General features: G+C 57.4%; 17 protein-coding genes. 4 read left to right on the top strand and 13 right to left on the bottom strand.

From position 1 onward, the window contains the following. Positions 1-36 precede the first annotated feature (36 nt). Positions 37-2,028, top strand: a complete 1,992-nt coding sequence (tkt, locus tag QT231_RS18900; RefSeq protein ID WP_308338379.1) for a transketolase — start codon at positions 37-39, stop codon at positions 2,026-2,028. Here the strand turns inward: tkt and QT231_RS18895 are convergent. The 3 genes from QT231_RS18895 to ybaK form a co-directional block, all read right to left on the bottom strand. Next, entirely contained in the window at positions 2,025-2,900 is an 876-nt protein-coding gene (locus QT231_RS18895; protein WP_308338378.1) for a PA4780 family RIO1-like protein kinase, read from the bottom strand. The genes tkt and QT231_RS18895 overlap by 4 nt on opposite strands. 33 nt (positions 2,901-2,933) lie before the next feature. Next, positions 2,934-4,331, bottom strand: a complete 1,398-nt coding sequence (dbpA, locus tag QT231_RS18890) for an ATP-dependent RNA helicase DbpA (RefSeq protein WP_308338377.1) — start codon at positions 4,329-4,331, stop codon at positions 2,934-2,936. Between the two features lie 95 nt (positions 4,332-4,426). Next, complete coding sequence (gene ybaK / locus QT231_RS18885; RefSeq protein WP_064232476.1) at positions 4,427-4,894, bottom strand: Cys-tRNA(Pro) deacylase; 468 nt, start codon at positions 4,892-4,894, stop codon at positions 4,427-4,429. A 235-nt stretch (positions 4,895-5,129) separates the two neighbouring features. On the opposite strand from ybaK, the gene QT231_RS18880 reads away from it, so the two are divergent. Further along, entirely contained in the window at positions 5,130-5,315 is a 186-nt protein-coding gene (locus tag QT231_RS18880) for a DUF3008 family protein (RefSeq protein WP_308338376.1), read from the top strand. A 92-nt stretch (positions 5,316-5,407) separates the two neighbouring features. Here QT231_RS18880 and QT231_RS18875 read toward each other — a convergent pair whose 3' ends face one another. Together QT231_RS18875 and QT231_RS18870 are read right to left on the bottom strand one after the other, a co-directional pair. After that, a complete protein-coding gene (locus tag QT231_RS18875) occupies positions 5,408-5,680 on the bottom strand; it encodes a hypothetical protein (RefSeq protein ID WP_064232474.1) in 273 nt (90 codons plus the stop codon). Between the two features lie 102 nt (positions 5,681-5,782). Then, entirely contained in the window at positions 5,783-6,649 is an 867-nt protein-coding gene (locus QT231_RS18870; RefSeq protein ID WP_308338375.1) for a cation diffusion facilitator family transporter, read from the bottom strand. A gap of 109 nt (positions 6,650-6,758) precedes the next feature. Between QT231_RS18870 and QT231_RS18865 the strand changes: the two genes are divergently transcribed. Together QT231_RS18865 and QT231_RS18860 are read left to right on the top strand one after the other, a co-directional pair. Then, positions 6,759-7,628 carry a LysR family transcriptional regulator gene (locus QT231_RS18865; RefSeq protein ID WP_308338417.1) on the top strand — a complete coding sequence of 290 codons (870 nt, stop codon included), beginning with the start codon at positions 6,759-6,761 and terminating at the stop codon, positions 7,626-7,628. A 195-nt stretch (positions 7,629-7,823) separates the two neighbouring features. Beyond that, on the top strand, positions 7,824-9,233 hold the full coding sequence (locus tag QT231_RS18860) for a PhoH family protein (protein WP_308338374.1): 1,410 nt from the start codon (positions 7,824-7,826) through the stop codon (positions 9,231-9,233). A gap of 38 nt (positions 9,234-9,271) precedes the next feature. Here QT231_RS18860 and QT231_RS18855 read toward each other — a convergent pair whose 3' ends face one another. The 8 genes from QT231_RS18855 to QT231_RS18820 all read right to left on the bottom strand — a co-directional run. After that, a complete protein-coding gene (locus QT231_RS18855; protein WP_308338373.1) occupies positions 9,272-10,258 on the bottom strand; it encodes a YihY/virulence factor BrkB family protein in 987 nt (328 codons plus the stop codon). A gap of 36 nt (positions 10,259-10,294) precedes the next feature. Further along, the gene (locus tag QT231_RS18850; RefSeq protein ID WP_308338372.1) at positions 10,295-12,067 is read right to left on the bottom strand and encodes a complex I subunit 5 family protein; all 1,773 of its coding nucleotides are present in this window, start codon (positions 12,065-12,067) and stop codon (positions 10,295-10,297) included. Continuing rightward, positions 12,064-13,569 carry a proton-conducting transporter membrane subunit gene (locus QT231_RS18845; protein ID WP_308338371.1) on the bottom strand — a complete coding sequence of 502 codons (1,506 nt, stop codon included), beginning with the start codon at positions 13,567-13,569 and terminating at the stop codon, positions 12,064-12,066. The genes QT231_RS18850 and QT231_RS18845 overlap by 4 nt, the downstream gene beginning before the upstream one ends. Continuing rightward, on the bottom strand, positions 13,566-15,056 hold the full coding sequence (locus QT231_RS18840; RefSeq protein WP_308338370.1) for a proton-conducting transporter membrane subunit: 1,491 nt from the start codon (positions 15,054-15,056) through the stop codon (positions 13,566-13,568). The genes QT231_RS18845 and QT231_RS18840 overlap by 4 nt, the downstream gene beginning before the upstream one ends. After that, positions 15,053-15,751, bottom strand: coding sequence for a hydrogenase subunit MbhD domain-containing protein (locus QT231_RS18835; RefSeq protein WP_308338368.1), 699 nt, complete (start codon positions 15,749-15,751; stop codon positions 15,053-15,055). Before QT231_RS18835 ends, QT231_RS18840 begins: the two co-directional genes overlap by 4 nt. A gap of 46 nt (positions 15,752-15,797) precedes the next feature. Beyond that, positions 15,798-16,463 (bottom strand): alpha/beta fold hydrolase, encoded by a 666-nt coding sequence (locus QT231_RS18830; protein WP_308338367.1) that lies wholly within the window; start codon positions 16,461-16,463, stop codon positions 15,798-15,800. Positions 16,464-16,554: 91 nt separating this feature from the next. Beyond that, complete coding sequence (locus QT231_RS18825; RefSeq protein WP_308338366.1) at positions 16,555-18,324, bottom strand: SLC13 family permease; 1,770 nt, start codon at positions 18,322-18,324, stop codon at positions 16,555-16,557. A 261-nt stretch (positions 18,325-18,585) separates the two neighbouring features. Further along, the coding region (locus tag QT231_RS18820; protein ID WP_308338365.1) for a group II intron maturase-specific domain-containing protein at positions 18,586-18,889 on the bottom strand (304 nt) is incomplete at its 5' end.

The following is an 18,889-nucleotide window of genomic DNA, read 5'->3' as shown; positions in this document are numbered from 1 at the left end:
CACGCTACTCAATATAACAACCAAGGTGCCACTGATATGAATAACCGTTTTGAGCTGGCCAATGCCATTCGCGCCCTCTCCATGGATGCCGTTCAGAAGGCCAAGTCCGGCCACCCTGGCGCCCCCATGGGAATGGCTGATATCGCCGAGGTGCTATGGAATGACTACCTCAAGCACAACCCCGAAGACCCCAAGTGGGCCGATCGTGATCGTTTTGTGCTCTCCAATGGCCACGGCTCCATGCTGCTTTACTCGTTGCTGCACCTCAGCGGCTACGAGCTAAGCCTGGAGCAGCTACAAAATTTCCGCCAGTTGCATTCGCCCACCGCCGGCCACCCGGAATTTGGCTATGCACCGGGTATCGAGACCACCACCGGCCCACTCGGCCAGGGCTTTGCTAACGCAGTGGGCTTTGCCATTGCCGAAAAAACCCTGGCGGCGCAGTTCAATCGCCCCGGTCACACCATCGTCGATCACCACACTTGGTGTTTCCTGGGTGACGGCTGCTTGATGGAAGGCATTTCCCACGAAGCCGCCTCGCTAGCCGGTACCCAGCAGTTGGGTAAGTTGATTGCCCTGTATGACGATAACGGCATCTCTATCGATGGCGAAGTGGAAGGCTGGTTTACCGACGATACCGCCAAGCGTTTTGAAGCTTACGGCTGGCACGTGGTGCCCAATGTGGATGGCCACAAGCCTGAAGAGGTGAAAGCCGCTATCGAGCTGGCCAAGAGCCACGGCGATAAGCCGAGCCTGATCATCTGCAAGACCATCATTGGCTTTGGTGCGCCCAACAAGCAGGGCAAAGAGGACGCCCACGGCGCACCCTTGGGTGATGACGAAGTGGCCCTGGCACGTACCCAGCTCGACTGGCCCCACGCCCCTTTCCATATCCCTGAGCCGATCTACTCGGCCTGGGATGCTCGCGATGCGGGCAAAGCGGCGCAGCAGGCGTGGGAAGAGCGTTTTGCCCGCTACAAAGAGGCCTTCCCCACGGAAGCGCGGGAATTCACTCGCCGCATGAAGCGCCAGCTACCGACGGAACTGCCTACTGAAGCCTTGATTGAGCAGGCCCAAGAGCGCGGCGAGACCATCGCTTCACGCAAAGCCTCCTTTGAAGTGTTGAACGCCATTGGCCCGAAAATGCCGGAATTGCTGGGCGGTAGTGCTGACCTCGCGCCGTCTAACCTGACCTTCTGGAAAGGCGCCAAAGCGATTACCCCGGAAGACGCCAGCGGCAACTACCTGCACTACGGGGTACGTGAGTTCGGCATGGGGGCGGTCATGAACGGCATTGCCCTGCACGGCGGTCTGGTGCCTTACGGCGCGACCTTCCTGATCTTTATGGAGTACATGCGCAACTCGATTCGCATGGCGTCGTTGATGGGCCAGCAGGTGATCTACGTGTTTACCCACGACTCCATCGGTCTGGGCGAAGATGGCCCGACCCACCAGCCCATCGAGCAGCTTACCAGCCTGCGCACCACGCCGAATCTCAATACCTGGCGCCCCTGCGATGCGGTGGAAACCGCAGCGGCCTGGGATGCGGCGATCAAGCGCCACTCTGGCCCAACCGCGCTGGTACTGTCACGCCAGAACCTGCCCCATCAGCAGCGCACCAAAGCGCAGCTGGCATCGATTCAGAACGGGGCGTATGTCCTAAAAGATAGCGCAGGGACGCCCGAGCTGATTCTGATCGCCACCGGTTCAGAAGTCGCCCTGGCCATGGACGCCGCCGCCGAGCTGGAGCAGCAGGGTAAGGCCGTACGTGTGGTCTCGATGCCCTCGGCCTACCGCTTTAACGGCCAGGACGCGGAGTACCGCGAAAGCGTGCTGCCCAAAAAGGTCACCAAGCGTATTGCTATCGAAGCTGCCCACGCCGACTACTGGTACAAGTATGTGGGCCTGGAAGGCCGCGTGATCGGCATGACCACCTACGGCGAATCCGCACCGGCGGGGGATCTGTTCAAGCACTTCGGCTTTACCGTCGAGAACATCGTCAACCAGGCCAATGCGCTACTGGATTAGTAAGGCTGCGGAATCTCGCCATCGTCGTCATCATCGCGCATGCGCGCCTGACGCTCGGCTTCTTCCTCTTTGGCGTCGTCGATAACTTCCATCAGTTCATCGACATTGGCAATGTGGGTGTCAGCATCGAAGTGGCCGGTGAGCTTGCTATCTGGATGCAGTTCGCCGGTTTCATACAGCGCCCACATCTCTCTGCCATACTCGGTATTCAGAATCTCCGGCGCGAACTGGCCGAAGTAATTGCGCATGTTATCCACATCGCGATACAGCATCGCGGCCGCGCTGTTATTACCGGCGGCGTCTACAGCCTGGGGCAGATCGATAATAACCGGGCCGGAGGCATCGACCAGCACGTTGAATTCCGACAAATCACCGTGAATCAGACCCGCGCAGAGCATTTTAACCACGTCCTGAATGACTTTGGCGTAATAGGTCTCGGCCTGCTCTGGGGTAAGCGTCACTTCGTCCAGACGCGGCGCCACGTTGCCCTCGGCGTCGCTGATCATCTCCATCAACAGTACACCGTCGACAAACCCATGGGGCTCGGGCACCCGCACACCCGCCGAGGCAAGGCGATAGAGCGCGTCGACTTCGGCATTCAACCACGCCTGCTCCTGCTCTTTCTGGCCGTAACGGGTTTTTTTGGCCATCGCCCTTGAACGGCGGCTATTGCGCTCTTTACGCCCTTCTTGGTACTGAACGGCCTGTTTGAAGCTGCGCTGCTTAGCCTCTTTGAACACCTTGGCGCAGCGTACTTCTTCACCGCAGCGCACCACGTAGACCTGCGCCTCTTTACCACTCATTAACTGCACCAACACCTCGTCGATCATGCCATCATCGACAAGGGGCTGTAATCGTTTAGGAATTTTCATGGTTAGCTGCGTCGGCTCCTCTTTGGTACGCGTTCAATAACGGATACGGCGAACACGGAAAGCACGCCCTTTTAATTTATCACGCTCAAGTTTGGCCTGAGCTTGCTGGATCACATTGCGCTCAACGGCCACATAGGCACTGCGGGCGAGTACTTTGATTTTACCCACTTGATCGCCGCGTAGCCCACCTTCACTGGTCAGCGCTCCCAGAATATCACCCGGGCGCAGCTTATCTTTCTTGCCACCGGCTAATTGCAGTGTCGCCATCGGCGGCTCAAACGGCACCGAGTGCTGGGGTTTAGGCATAGGTTCCGTTTTAATCGCCTGCTCCAGCAACCCTTCCAGCCGCTCCAACCGGTAGCTCTCTTTAGGGGTGACGAGCGTACAGGCAATGCCGCTGGCCCCAGCACGCCCGGTGCGCCCTACCCGGTGCACGTGAACATCAAGCTCGCGGGCAATTTGGTAGTTAAACACGGCATCTAGCTCGGCGATATCCAAGCCTCGGGCGGCCACATCGGTGGCCACCAAAATAGATACACTCTGATTGGCGAACAGAATCAGTATGCGGTCGCGGTCTTTCTGCTCAAGATCGCCATTCAGCGCCACGGCGCTAAACCCGGCGTCTGTCAGCTGCTCGGCGACTGCTTGGGTTTCGCGTTTGGTATTGCAGAACACCACGCTGGTGGCAGGTCGATAGGTCAGCAGCAGCTGGCGCAGCGCATCGAATCGCGCTTCTTCATTGGCGACGCTATAAAAGTGCTGACGAATGGTGCTGGCATCGTGCACTTCAGCGATTTTGACCTTCACCGGATTACGCACTACCCCGCGGGTCATCTCGGTTAGGCCGCCTGACGACTGCTCATCCGGAAACGTTGCGCTAAACAGCAGCGTTTGGCGGTCAGCTGGGGTGTCGGCAATGATGTCATCAATGGTTGCCTGGAAACCCATATCCAACATGCGATCCGCTTCATCCAGCACCAGCATGGTGAGAGAACCCAGAGCGAGCGAGCCTTTGCGCAAATGCTCGTCGATACGCCCTGGGGTGCCGACCACAATATGTGCCCCGTGCTCTAAAGAGCCGAGCTGCGGGCCAAAGGGCGCACCGCCGCAGAGGGTGAGTATTTTCACATTGGCCATACCGCGGGCCAAACGGCGCAGCTCTTCGGCGACTTGATCAGCAAGCTCCCGGGTGGGGCACAGCACCAGGCCCTGCACCGCGAAGCTCTCCACTTTCAGCTTAGCTAGCAACGCTAAACCAAACGCCGCGGTTTTGCCTGAGCCGGTTTTCGCCTGGGCCAGCACGTCGCGCCCGGCCAGCATGGGCGGCAGGCTTTCCGCCTGCACCGGCGACATTTCGTGGTAGCCAAGGGTGTCTAGATTCGTAAGTAGCGCCGTTGGAAGCGCCAGAGATGCAAAAGAAGTGTCGGACACAGAAAATTCCTGAAGGGGCCGTATTGCCCCGCAAACCTATAATGTGAAGCACCATACCAGAAAGTGCCTCGGGCTGCGCCGCCATCACATCGACATCACGCTGCCAGCGGTACAAATGTAGCCTGAATCAACGTAGCTAAGTCCTTTGGGGAAAGCTCAATCTCAAGCCCGCGGCGCCCTGCACTGACATAAATGCTGGCAAAATGTTCGGCGGAGTGGTCAATAAAGGTGGCTAAGCGTTTTTTCTGCCCCAGCGGGCTAACGCCCCCCAGTACGTAGCCCGTCGTGCGCTCAACTTCCGACGGCTCTGCCATGGCCGCTTTTTTGGCCCCAGCGGCTTTGGCAATCTGCTTTAGGTTTAGCTGCCCTGTGACGGGCACAATGCCCACTGCCAGCTGCTTACCATCCAGCTTTACCACCAGTGTTTTAAATACTTGCTTAACCGCGACGCCTAGTTTTTCAGCCGCCTCCAACCCATAGGAGTGCGCGGTGGTATCGTGATGGTACTCATGGATTTGAAAGGCAATGCCTGCGTGTTTCGCGCTATTGATAGCCGGTGTCATGTCGTTCTCTTCGTTAACAGCGTTGATACGATGACGTTACTGAGTGGCACACTGCGCCGGATAAGTTAATAACGTGACAGGCAAATGGAAGTCAACTGATTGGAACATCTAGACGCTTTGATGGATGCTTCTGGAAAGCTGTGCTCCAGCTACTATGTTTAAAAGTGCAATGCTCAACAGTGCAGTGCTTAATAGTGCAGAAGGTAAAAGGAAGCTAACCGAAAGGAGACCAGCAATGCCAGCAACCTCTAAAGCGCAACAAAAAGCGGCAGGAGCAGCGCTTTCCGCTAAGCGCGGTGAAACCAAGCCCAGTGAGCTTTATGGTTCGTCTAAAGAGATGTATGACTCCATGAGCGAGGAGGAGCTAGAAGATTTCGCGAGTACAAAGCGCAAAGGCAAGCCGGAAAAGAAAGAGGATTGATCACCCTATTGCCCCTACCTGCTAAAAGAGTCATATAAGACAACAGCGCCAGCTTCGATAAGCTGGCGCTGTTGGTATTGACTAACTCATCGTTACTGCTTGCAAGGCACCACTTTACGCAGGGTGTCTTTTGCCCATAACGTTTGACCATCAGGCGTGCGACCATGCTCATTCCAGCGTTCAGCGGTTTCCAGGCAGAAAGAGCCGGCGCTTTCAACGCTCGCATCGCGATTGGCTGGGCGCTCGCCGCCAATCCGCATAACATCCGGATTGTTGGTGGTATAACTTGGCGCAATGGTAGAACTTGCACAGCCAGCGACCAGTGCGGTCAGCAGCAGTACGGGTAAACAGCGGCGCAATGGCATGTTTTTACAACCCTCAACGTAGCACTATTAAGCCGACACCCATTGTCGGTAGCGCTTGATAGCACTGCCTCTGACAGCGCGTCAATATTTTTTCACCTGCCTCTAGCCAGCAACCAGGGTAAGGCTGGTGATCGGGCGTAGATTTAGCCGCTTACAGCGCTGCTCGACGCTGTCCACAATCTCCTGGGCGTCGTCGAACTGCTGCTTGTCTAGCTGGATATCCACCATCAGGAAGCTGCCCACCTGGGCTAGGCGCACATCGTCAGCTGCCACATCAAAATCGGCAATATCTTTCACTACATCACGACGCATACTGCTGCACGATACGCCGAACATCAGCTCGCGTAGCGCCCCCCTCACCATGCGAATCGGCATCGGGAGAAAGTAGCCTGCAATGATGAGCACCATGACCGGGTCAGCGAAGCGTGCGTAGCTGGCCCAGGGCGACTTTGTTAGCGCCCAGGTAAGCGCAAAACCGAGCATGACGGCGGCACTCAGCCAGGTATCCATCTGCCACTGGCGCAATTCAGCAGCCAGTAGCGAGGAACGCGCCACCCGGGCGTAGCGCGCCAGCCACCACCAGGTTAATAGGCAGCCCGTCACATTGACCACGCCAAACATCAGCGCCAAATCCAGCGTGACCAGACGCCCACCGTCAAGCAGGCTCCACAACGCCGATACCAGCGAGACAATACAGACCATCGCGATCACTACGCCTTTGAGCAGCACGGCAAGCGGCTCTACCGTCAGCCGCCCAAAGGGGTAGTGATCATCTGCAGGTTTACGCGCTTGCTGAAGCGCAAATAGCGATAACGACGCCAATACCAGGCTTAACAGCGAGTAGCCACTGTCAAAAAGAATCGTTATGGAACCGCTGGTCAGCCCTAGCGCCAGCCCGGTAAACGCAAACAGGCTGGCTGAAATAGCTGAAAATCTTAGCGCACGGCGCTCGGCAACAAAGGGGGTCACGCGGATAACTCCATCGGCGAATTGTGGGCCATAATAGTCAGGAGTTATAACAATCACGAATCGCTCAGCGCCAAGTTTACTGGCGCTCAAAGGACTAACCGAGGTAATGATGCGCGCTGAACAGGTACAGGCTTTTATTGATGTCACCGAGCATGGCTCCTTTGCTGCCGCGGCACGGCATACAGGCCTCAAGCGCAGCACCCTGAGCGCTGCGGTTAATGCGCTGGAAGACAGCCTGGGCGTGGCACTATTTGAGCGTTCGGGCAACAGCTTAACGCTAACCGCCGTAGGCGATAGCGTACTTCCCGACTGCTACCGCCTGCTAACCAGCGCCAGTCGGATCAAAAAACACTGCCATCAGCACTTGCAGGGGGTGGAAAGCCAACTCGGCATTGCCCGCGATGACGCCTTGCCCGAGGCGTTTTGGCGCCAGTTGATGCACGATTTAAAGCAGCAGTTTCCGCTAACCGCGATTTCGGTGTACCTGGTACCCCCACAGGAGCATACCCAGTTTGTGCAGCGTCAAACGGTGGATATTGCCTTTGGCCTGTATACCGCCGAAGGCATCGACGCCAAGGCGGCCAATCTTGCTCCCGTCAGTATGCGGTTGGTAGCAGCGCCCCATCACCCGCTAAGCCGCCTCCCCAGCGTTAACCGCGACGACCTGGCCCAGTACACCCAAGTGTGTTTGACCCACGTGCAGGATGACAAGCTGATCAGCGAGGCGCTATTTTCAGGCAATTACCTTGGGTTGACCATGTTTGAGGTAATTCGCGACGCCGTCATCAACGCGACCGGCTGGGCGCTGCTGCCCTACCCGCTGATTAAAGGCGCCCTGGAGGCAGGCACGCTTTGCACGCTTAACCACGATCTGGCGTTGGAGAGCCATTACTACCGCTATGTTGAAAGCGATAACTGTGGCGTGGTCGCCACCGCGCTATTGAATAAAGTGACGCATTTTTTAGCCACCCTGAATTAAGCCAATGCAGACTTATTGACATATCGTTGAAATCTTTTTTGTGGCAAAAAACGCCAAAGCCTTCCACGCTATTAAAAACAGCTAAATAAGGAGACGCCAGGACACGCCACGTGAGCAACACTGGTAAGTGTCATCTAGACGTAATACGCACCTGCCAGTGTCGAAGTTGCCGTCAACCAAGGAGTGATTCCAACGATGGTACGACTCGATAAGAAAGCCACTCGGCTGTACGTGTTGGACACCAATGTCCTCATCCATGACCCCACCGCGCTCTACCACTTCGATGAGCACGATGTCGTTATCCCCATGACCGTCCTGGAGGAACTTGATAAGCACAAAAATGGCGTACGTGAAATTGCCCGCACGGCTCGCCAAATCAGCCGTACGCTCTCTGACCTTACCAGCCAAGTCACCTTTGATGAGATCCAACGTGGTATTCCGATTCCCCGGCTCAGCGGCGACACAGGACGCCTGCACTTTTTATGCTACAACGATTTAAAGCTCTTTGACGCCCTCGACGATAGCCCCGATAACCGCATACTGGCGGAAACCTGCCGCCTACGCGAAGAACGCCCCGACGCCTCGGTCATCCTGATCACCAAAGACATTAACCTGCGCGTTAAAGCCGCCGCGCTAAAAGTGCCTGTTGAGGATTATCTCAACGACCGTGCCTTCTCCGACAGCGATGCCATGATTGAGGGCGCACAGGTCTACGCCTCCGCAGGCCAGAATGGTGCATCATTATGGGAAACGTTGAATGTTGACGTTACCGTGGAACGACTTGATCACCATACTTTCTACCAACTTACCGGCAATATGCCCCGCCACTGGCACGTGGGCATGCTGGTCTCGGATAGCGAAAACGGTGCAGAGTTTGAAGCGATCATCCGCGAGCTGGGCCCCTCTTCGGCGCGCCTTCAGCTACTGACTAACTACCGCCATCACGCGGGCGTGTGGGGGGTTCACGCCCACGACAGCCGGCAAAATTTCACGCTCAACCTACTCATGGATCCCGATATTGACTTGGTCACCATTGCCGGTAATGCCGGTACCGGCAAGACCTTTATGACCCTGGCCGCGGCCTTCCAGCAAACCCTGGATGCCAAGCTGTTCGAGCGCATTGTGTTTACCCGCGCGCCGATTCCCATGGGCGAAGACATTGGCTTTTTACCCGGCACCGAGGAGGAGAAGATGTCACCGTGGATGGGTGCCTTCCACGACAATATGGATAACCTGCTGCGCAACGAGGAGGGAGAATCCAGCTGGGATAACGGCGCCACCCGGCAGTTGATTGGCTCGCGGGTACAGATCCGCTCGCCAAGCTTTATGCGCGGACGCACCCTAAACGACACCTTTTTGATTATTGATGAGGCGCAAAACTTCACCCCCAAACAGCTTAAATCGCTGGTAACACGGGCGGGGCGCAATACTAAAATTGTTTGCCTGGGCAACGTTGGACAGATTGATACCCCCTATCTCACTGCCAACACCTGCGGTATGGCCGCGGTGGTTGAGCGTTTCCGTGATTGGCCCCACGCCGGGCATATCACTTTGAAAAGCGTTGAGCGCTCGCGCTTGGCCCTGGCGGCGGAAGAGCTGCTTTAAAAACCAACTGCCTCCCACCGCTAACAAAGGGTGGGGGGTTACTCTGTCTCGCTGTTCCCGGTTGAGTTCTTCAATGACCGGGGGGCACCAATGGTATCCGCAGCAAACGCCTCCCGCTCACCTAGCGGACGTGCCTCACCAATGGTGGTGTCGTTGAAGGTTTGGCGCTCCATCTCACAGTTAACTTCGGCACCAAACAGCACCACAAAGGCAGATAGCCAGAACCAGAGCATCAGCGCTACCACCGCCCCCAGTGAACCGTATAGCTCGCTAAAAGTAGAGAAGTAACGCACATAGAGCGAAAGGCCGCCGGAACCTAACAACCACATCACCGTTGCCAGCAGCGTGCCATAGCTTAACCAACGCCACTGGGCTGAACGCCGATAAGGCGCGTAGCGGTAGAGCAGCGCAATTAGCATACTCATAATGAACAACAATGCTGGCCAGCGCAGCCACTGCAGTATCTGATTCAGCGGTTGGTCAATCGCCAGAGCGTTGACGGCCACTGGCACGATGGCAATAAATGCCAGCGAGACCAGGGTCATAAAAATCAGACCAAATGTCAGCGCGACCAGTACCACTGCGCGGTGTAACAGGCTGCGTTCTTCGGCTTCGCCATACACCACGTTAAGGCCAATCACTAATACCGCTACGCTTTTGGAAGCGATAAACATGGCAATCAATAGCCCGGCGAGAGCGCCGAGAAAGCTACCCGACTTCGCACTCTCAACGACCTGCTGGGCCTGCTTATCAATTAACTCGGCAGCATCCGGTGGCATAAAACGGCTGATTTCATATAGCTGCTGACCTGCTTCATAAGGATCAAACAGTAACCCCCAGAGGGAAATGACCGCCGCGATGGTGGGAAATAGCGCCAGCAAGGCGTAGAACGCCACCCCAGCCGCCAGCATGGTAAGACGGTTACGGCGCGCGGCGCGCACTACCCGCCAGACAATATCCTGCCAGCCACGTTGCGGGATATCACCAGGCACCTGCGCGCAGCGACCGCGCGAGAGCTTACCCATAGCAGGCTCCTGACAAGCACATTGCAAACAGTCGTCTCATCGTTGGCCTTCCCACATTAGTAACGCCGCGAGCAATACGGCAAGCACCATCATCAAGCCACTGGCATGGTGACGCAACCAGGACTCGGCCGACAACAGCCGCGTTAAATACCCCATCAACGTTGCTTCGGTTTTTTGCGCGCTGGCTACACTCGCCGCTTTCACCTGGGCGCAGTAGTGCCCAAAACAACGTACCGGCACCATCACAGCGCCGACTATAGCGGCGTAGAACCACCATAGATCACCTGCGGGAAGCGATTTACCCTTCAGCGGTCGCGTTAATAGCCAGCCCACCGTCGCGAACAGAACGCCCACCGGCAAGGGCCACATAATCCCCAGCCACTCTTTAAGTGGCGGTATCTCGATGCTGCCTGCTGGAAGGGGAAGCCAAAGCGGCGTTAACAGCGCTGCGGCAATGGCGACTAACCAGGCGCCCCACTGCTCTCGGTTACTGCCCCCTTGATGGCGCTGCTGCCACTGGCGCCAAAGGGCAACACTCACCAGTGCCGCGGTACCGACAGCGGCCCAACTAAGCAATTTGATCAGCGATTCATGGTGCATTTCATAAAGCGGACTCTTCACGCCCCACTTGCTGATCAGGCCCGCGCCAATGGCGCCCGCCAACGAGATACCCGGCAGTGCCAGCAACGCCCAAACCAACGGCAACGGCCAGCGAGGGAGATGCTCGCTGATACTGGTGCCCATAAATAGCGCGCCTTTGGCCAGCGCGTGATGTGCAGCAAACAGTACCAAGCCTGGCCATAGCAGTGGCCATACGTCTGGCGCCACTAAGCCCATGGCCACCAGCGCCGTCATCATACCCATCTGACTGATACTGGAGTAGGCCAACACGGCTTTGGGATGACGCTGAAAAACCCCATACAGCGCGGCGCCAAACGCCGCCGCAAGCCCCGCCATCAGCATCAGGTTGCCAAAGTGGGCGAGCGATTGAGACACCTGTTCATCACCCAGCGGCAGCACACTGATCCAGCTCAATAGCCCTGCCTTAATCATCGCCCCGCTAAGCACCGCGCTAGCGGGCGCCGGTGCCACCGGGTGGGCCAACGGCAGCCATACGTGCAGGCCGATAACACCCGCTTTCACGCCAAAGCCCAGACACAGCAAGGTGGCCATCCATGCGCCGTGCTCAGCGTCTAAAATACCTTCGCGTACCCCTTGGAGCGTAAGCGTATCGGCTTCACCGGCCGCCCATAGAAAGCCGCCAAGAATGAGCCCTTCCCCCACCACGGCTAATATCAAATAGGCCTTGGCCCCCAACCGTGCCTCCTGTGAGCCGCTATGCACCACCAGCGCGTAGGCGGCGAAGGTCATCAGCGCAAAACCTAGATAAAAGCTGGCGATATCCTGGGCAATAATCAGCAGCACGTTGCCCAGCAGCGTCAGCGGCCAAAGCAGCGCCAGACGCAACAGGCGCCGCTCGGCGTCTTGATCACCGTCCCGGGCCTTCGCCTGCTCCGCCGCCAAATAGCCTCTGGCATGAAACGCCGCCAGGCTCCAGAGCAGCGCGGTAAACGCAAGCCACGGGCGGCTTAACGAGTTGAGCGCCCATTCGCCGCCCAGCATCCAGGCATCCAACGTCCACTGCGCCTCACCGCCGTAGGCTAACAGCAGCGCTGGCCAACCGGCGCTTAGCCATAGCGCTGAAAAATAATCGCGCCGCACAGAGGGAGTGCGATAGGCGTTGCATAGCGTCCAGCCGACGACGACCAGTGGCCAAAGTAGCGCCAGGGCAAGCAGCAGCGTCATCATGGCAGATACTCCCCGGACGCCACGCGAGCGGCCCAATCCAAGGGACTAAAGGGCAGCCCGGCAAACAGCCCAGCACCCAGGCTGGCCAGGGCGGTAAACGCCATGGGCCAAAGTAACCAGCCATGAGTTTCTAACCGACCTAGACGCTGCTCTTGGGGCCAACGCCCTTTGCCATGGGCAGGCCCTGAACGGAACCACAAACGGTGCACAATGGGTAAAAAGTACATGGCGTTGAGTGTGCTGCTCGCCACTAGCACGGCGACGACCCAGTACATCTCGGCTTGAATCGCGCCAACCCCGAGATACCACTTGGTAATAAAGCCCGCCACAGGAGGAAGGCCAATCATGCCAAACGCGCCGATAGTAAACGCAATGCTGGTCAATGGCATACGCTTACCAGCACCGTCCATTTCATCAATGCGATGAATCCCCAGCTCTTCGGCGTAGTTGCCCGCGCAGAAGAACAACGTGATCTTCATTAACCCCTGATGCAGCAAGTGCGCCAAGGCCCCGACGGTACCAAACGGGCCGAATAAGCCTATACCGAGTATGACGTAGGAGACTTGGCTGACCGTAGAAAACGCTAGGCGTGGTTTGAGCTCCTCTTGGGCAATCGCCCTTAACGAGCCATATATAATGGTAATAGAGGCCGCCACCGCTAACGCGGTGATAACGCCCAGCTCTACACTTAGTTCAATGCCAAACAGATCGTAAACCACCCGCATAATGCCGAAGGCCCCCGCCTTCACCACCGCAACCGCGTGCAGCAGCGCGCTCACCGGCGCGGGCGCCACCATCGCTCTGGGTAGCCATCCGTGCAGCGGTACCATGGCGGCTTTCACAGCAAGCCCTCCCACCAGGAGGGCAAATATTAGCGTTAGCAGACCACGGTGATCGTTCACGTAGTCGCCCAAACCCTCTTCTGAGGAGAACGATTGATCCCCGGTCAGGCTATACAGCAGCACAGCCCCCAGTAGCAGCACCACACCGGCGCTTAGCGTATAGCGTAAATAGACACGCCCCGCATTGAGGGCTTGCTGCGTCCCCTTGTGAACCACCAGTGGGTAAGTGGAGAGCGTCAACATTTCGTAAAAAATCAGGAAGGTAAACAGGTTATCGGCGAGGGCAATGCCGATGGTGCTCGCCACGCACAGGCTGAAAAAGCCAAAAAAACGCTTCCGGTTGGCAGAACCTTCTAAATAGCCGATAGCATAAACCGTGGTGCATAGCCACAGCAGCGACGATAACCCGGCGAACATCACCCCTAGCGCATCGCTGCGCAGAACGAAATCAACGCCCCCCACTACCTGAAAGCTAAAAATGTCCTCATGTCCTGCGGCTACCCGCCTGACCATCAGCATAACCAGAATAATCTTAACCACTGCCGCCGCGAGGTTGATCGTCGTACGCAGTCGCCTCGCGTCTTCCGGCAGCGCAAAAATAATCACCACCACCAGGAGCGAGGTCGCCAAAGCGGTCAGCGGTAACCAGGCGGCGTTCATGGGCTACCTCCATGCATCAATTCCAGCGGGAAATGCGCCAATAGCCCCAGGGCGAACGCAATCAGTGCCAGCGTTAGTGCGATCAGATCCATACCGGGCGCCAGAGGTTGGTAACGATGGCGGGGGGCCGTTTCGTCAAACGAGTAACGAAACAGGCGGAATATATAGGCCGCGGTTAATAGCGTGCCGGTTAATAACGCCGCCACCGCCCACCACTGCTGGGTGATGATCATCGCCTGCAGCAGCATCCATTTCGCCGTAAAGCCAGCACTGGGCGGAAGGCCCATTAAAGTGATAGAGGCGACGCCAAACACTAGCAGTGACAGCGGCAAACGGCGGCTGGTACCCGCCAAGCCTTTAAGCGTGCTCTCGCCGGTGGCCAGTATTAGGTTGCCTGCGGCCATAAACATGGCGGCTTTGGCAAAGGCGTGGCCCATTAGCTGCAGCCAGAACCCTTCCCAAGCTAACGCACGGGGCAGCGGTTCGATATTGGGCCCAAGCAGCAGTGGAAAAGCCACCATCAGGTAGCCCAACTGGGCCACGGTGGACGAAGCAACCAGGGTTTTAAGCGAATCAGTACGCCATGCCAGCAATCCGCCCCATACAATCGCCAGCAGGCCTAACCAGGCGATAACACGCGGGGCATAGAACGTTTCAGGGAGTAGAATGCTCCACAGCTGCAGCAGTATAAACAGCGACGCTTTGATCACCAGCGCGGCATGCAACGCGCTCACGGGTGTCCAGGCACTCTCATGCACCGGGGTCAGCCAGGCATGCAGCGGAAACAGTGCGGCTTTTAAGGCTAGGCCAGTGCCGATCAAGGCGGCGGCGAACCATGCCACCGGGCCAGGCTCTATCACATCAGCCAAGCCCTGCAGATCCAATCGACCCCAGTGGCCTAAAATCAGCGCGACCCCGAGTAGATAGGTGAGCGAGCCTACCAGCGCCAACAGCAAATAGCGCATTCCCGCCACTAGCGCGGGCACCTTTCCCGATAACAGCAGCATACCCACCGCCGCCAAGCCCATCAGTTCCAGTGCTAGGTAAAGGGTCAACAGGTCGGTGGCCAACCAAATTAATGAGAGTGCACTCAGCACAACGCCCATCAGCGGCCAGAGCCAGCGTGCCAAAGGCCCGGTTTCGCTTAAGCGCAGGTACCCTGGTGTATAAAGCGCCGCAGCAACGCCGATCACCTGGGTCATTAACAGCAGTAGTACGCTCAGCCCATTTAAGCGGAGTGACAAGAGAATACCGGCTATTTCCCACTGCCAGCGGAGCAGACCCGCCTGGTCATAAGCAGATAGCAGCATCCACCCGGACACCAATATCGGCAGGCTCGCCAGCGCAACGGGAAAGGCGCGTTTAGGGGGAAAGAGTGCCGCCAGCATACCCAGTAGAAGCGGCAAGCCAAGCGCAGCTAACAGCGCCCAATGAGTGCTGGCAAGAGGTTCAAAGGTGCTATCGAAAAGGCCAAAGCGCCAAGTCATGTGGCGCTCTCCTTGGGCTTACCGTCAGGCCCTAAGGCTTCGACCCCTTCCAGATGTAAAAGCTGCCGAATCAGCAGCGCACCCAGCATGCTCCCCAGCCAGGCGACTAACAGCCCGACGCTAATTAACGCCTGGGCAGACGCCGAGGTGCCCGCCACACCGGCCAGCAGCATAAATACCCCCGAGCCGAGAATATTGAACGCCAGCAATCGGCGCAGCAAATGGCGATGCAATGCAAACGCCCCCAGAGCGCTGGCGGCAATCACCACGCCCGCAAGCAGCAGCGGATGCTGTGAAGGTGAATACGCCATGTCAGCGATGACATAGCGGATTGCGGCACCCACCATAACAAACCAGGCCAGCGCCAATACCACGCGCATCGCCACCCGCGACCAGGGCTCGCTAAATCTATCCCGCTCTAGAGGGGATGAAACGCCGGGTGAAACGTGGCCCAGGGCATAGAAAAAGCAGGCCCCGGTTAGCACAACGCCCAGTACCAACTCGACAGCAGCGAGCCAGGGAGCCTCTAGCCACCACCAAGCTAGTGTCATTGAAGCCGCAAAGGCGACAAAAAAGCAGCAGGCACGCAGCAAGTGGCGATCAAACAGGCACACCAACGCCGATGCCGTTAGGCACAGCGCCAGCAGCATTTCGACTGTCTCAAGAGGTTCTATCGCATCAAAGGGAGCTATCATTCGTTTTCGCTACGTCCTTGCATCGGTCACGAATAGGAATAGGCGCTTAGTTTAGGCGAGCACCCAGCCATTTGCCGATATCATTGACCTGCTGGGGGCAGAGCGCATGGGCCATGGGGTATTGGCGGTAGTTAACCGCATAGCCCATCTCTTTTAGGCGGTCGGCGCCGCTACGACCCAGGCTTTCAGGCACAATGGGGTCGAAATTACCGTGTTGCACTTCCACCGGGATCTGACGATTAGCTTCTGCAAGGTCGATATTGTCGGCGGTCGCGAAATAGGTCGACATGGCTAACAGGCCACCCAGCGGCGCGGGGAAAGTCAGCGCGGCATGATAAGCAACCGCACCACCCTGCGAAAAGCCCGCCACAATAATGCGCCGGCTATCGATACCCTGGTCAATCTGCTCTTGAATCAGCGCCTGGATTCGCTCAGCGGATTTCTTGAGCTGAACCTCATCGACCCGACGCCCCAAATCCATGGCGAGAATATCGTACCAGGCAGGCATCACCATGCCGCCATTAATCGTCACCGGCAGGCGGGGTGCATGGGGCATGATAAAGCGCACATGCGAATCTTTAGGCAGCGCCAGTGCAGGCACCAGCGGCTCAAAATCGTGCCCATCCGCGCCTAAGCCGTGAATAATGAACACACAGGCATCGGCGGGTTGACCATCTTTCGGCTCAATAACCAGTTCGCCAGGAGCAGTCATAGCGTCGTCTTCCTTATGCAAAAAGCGTCACCCTAGCGCAAACCCGCGTTAACAGCGAGCAGGAGAGCGCCTAAAAATAGTCACAGCCCACTTAAAAAGGCCATACCAAGGGAATTAACACCAGCGCTATGGCCCCCGTCAGTATATTTAAACCGCTGCCCAGGCGTAGAAAATCGCTGACCCGGTACCCCCCTGGGCCATAGACCATCAAATTGGTTTGATAGCCAATGGGGGTTAAAAAGCTTGCCGAGGCGGCAAACATGACGGCCACCACATAGGGCATCGGGCTAACGCCCAAGCTTTCCGCAGCGCTCATCACCACCGGGAAAATAATCACCGCCGCTGCGTTATTGGTGACAAGTTCGGTAAGCAGCGCCACCACGCAGTAAGTGCCTATTAACAGCAGCAGTGGATTACCCGCCACCAGGGTCAACACTCCGCCGCCGATCACTCCGGCAGCACCGGAGCTCTGCAACGCCGCCCCCACCCCAAAGGAGGCGGCAATGGTGAGCAGCACCTGGGTATCCAGACCACGCTTGGCAGCACCTACCGAACAGCAGCCTGTCAGCAGCGCCAAAGCGGCACCCAGCATGGCAGCGTTAAGCATGCTCAGCACACCGAAAGCGGCGAGTAGCACGGCACCTAATAGCAGGCCCCAGGCGAGCGGCGCTTTTTCATGAATCGGCCGCGCCGCGCCATTGAGTTCACTAATCAGCAAAAAATCCCGTGACTGGCGATGCCGCTCAATAAACGGGGGGCGCGCCTCAAGCAGCAGCACATCGGCTGGCTGCAGCCGCACCTGGCCCAGATTGCCCTTGACCCGTTCGCCACCACGGCAGATCGCCAGCACCGCTGCCCCATACAGGGTTCTAAAGTGACCATCACGAATACGCTGGCCAATAAACTGGCACTGATTAGACACCACCGCCTCGACCAGGCGACGCTCTTTAAACTCCTTCTCCAAACTGGAAGTGCCATCCCGGGAGGGGATCAAACCGCGGATTTGCTGCAACTCCACCGCCGCATCAGAGGTGCCTGCAAACACCAGTCGGTCACCGCCTTTGAGCTGCTCGCCAGGCCCCACCACACTGACCACGTTGCCCCCGCGCTCAATTTCGACCAGAAACAGCTCCTGCAGGTGGCGTAGCCCTGCCTCTTCGACAGTGCGATCCACCAGCACACCCGCCGGGTCGACTTCCATTTCAATGGTGAACTCTCGCGGATTGGCGAACGCATTGGCCAGCCCCTCCCGAGCGGGCAACAGGCGTGGCCCTAACAAAATGAGATAGGCAAGTCCGGCCACCGCGACGGGAACGCCTACCCAGGCTAAATCCAAAAGGCCCATACCAAGCTCCGGGTAGCGCTCCAGCAATAGCCCATGCACCACCAGGTTTGTGCTGGTACCAAATAGCGTGATAGTGCCACCCAGGATAGAAGCGAAACTAAGCGGCATCAGCAGCCGCTGGGGAGACAAGCGCAGCCGACGGCTCCAGCTCATGACCGCGGGAATATAGGTAGCGACGACGGGGGTATTATTGACAAAGCCACTAAGCGAGGCCACCGGCAGCAGCAGGCGAACCAGCGCACCCCTCTCGCTTTTGGGCCGTTTGAGCACATAGCGAATGATCAGGTCGATGCCGCCGGTTTCGCGAATACTGGCTACCAGCACATACATAAACGCCACGGTAAACAGGCCGCTATTGGAGAAGCCCCCCAGCGCCTGCTGGGGGTCAATAACCCCCAACGTCATTAGCACAATAACCGCGCCCAACAAAATAATATCCGGCCCCAGGCGTGAAAAGGCCATCAACGGGAAGATGGTGAGCACCACCCCTACCGCTATCCAAGCATCCAGCGACATAACCACGACATCCTTAACAAATAAGCATTGGTCGTATTGTGAAGCCAATCTTATATTCTAAAAAGTTATTTTTAGAAACATTTAAAGATCAAAATGGAATAATGGTGTGAGGTGTGAGGTGTGAGGTGTGAGGTGTGAGGTGTGAGGTGTGAGGTGTGAATTAAGTATAAATTGAAAAACCTACACAGCAATCGAGTAGGAGGGGGAGTTACCTCCCCCGTCCTCTCACACCACCGTACGTACGGTTCCGTATACGGCGGTTCATGTAGAACGTTTGAGCCATCTTACCGCGTCCAGTATCGAGATCAGCCCCTGGTCGTAAAACCACTTTCTCGGCAAGGCCTGATTCATGTGCGAGGCTCCTGCATTCCACCAGGGCCCTCGCCCGTTGCCCGTCGATTTCCAAGCCCGGTATGCGTCCAGACCCAGCCCTCGCAGCTTCCGGCGCCGAGTTGCTGGGCGTTTCCATTGCCGCCAGATCAGGCCGCGTAAGCGGCGGCGTATCCATTGATCCAGCGCTTCCAGCGGGCGCTTTACATCAACGAGGTCAAAGTAGTTGGCCCAA

The sequence above is a fragment of the Halomonas sp. SpR1 genome, assembly GCF_031010175.1.
Lineage (GTDB): Bacteria > Pseudomonadota > Gammaproteobacteria > Pseudomonadales > Halomonadaceae > Vreelandella.
The sequence above is the reverse complement of the archived record's forward strand: the minus strand, read 5'-3'. Positions and strand labels throughout refer to the sequence as shown.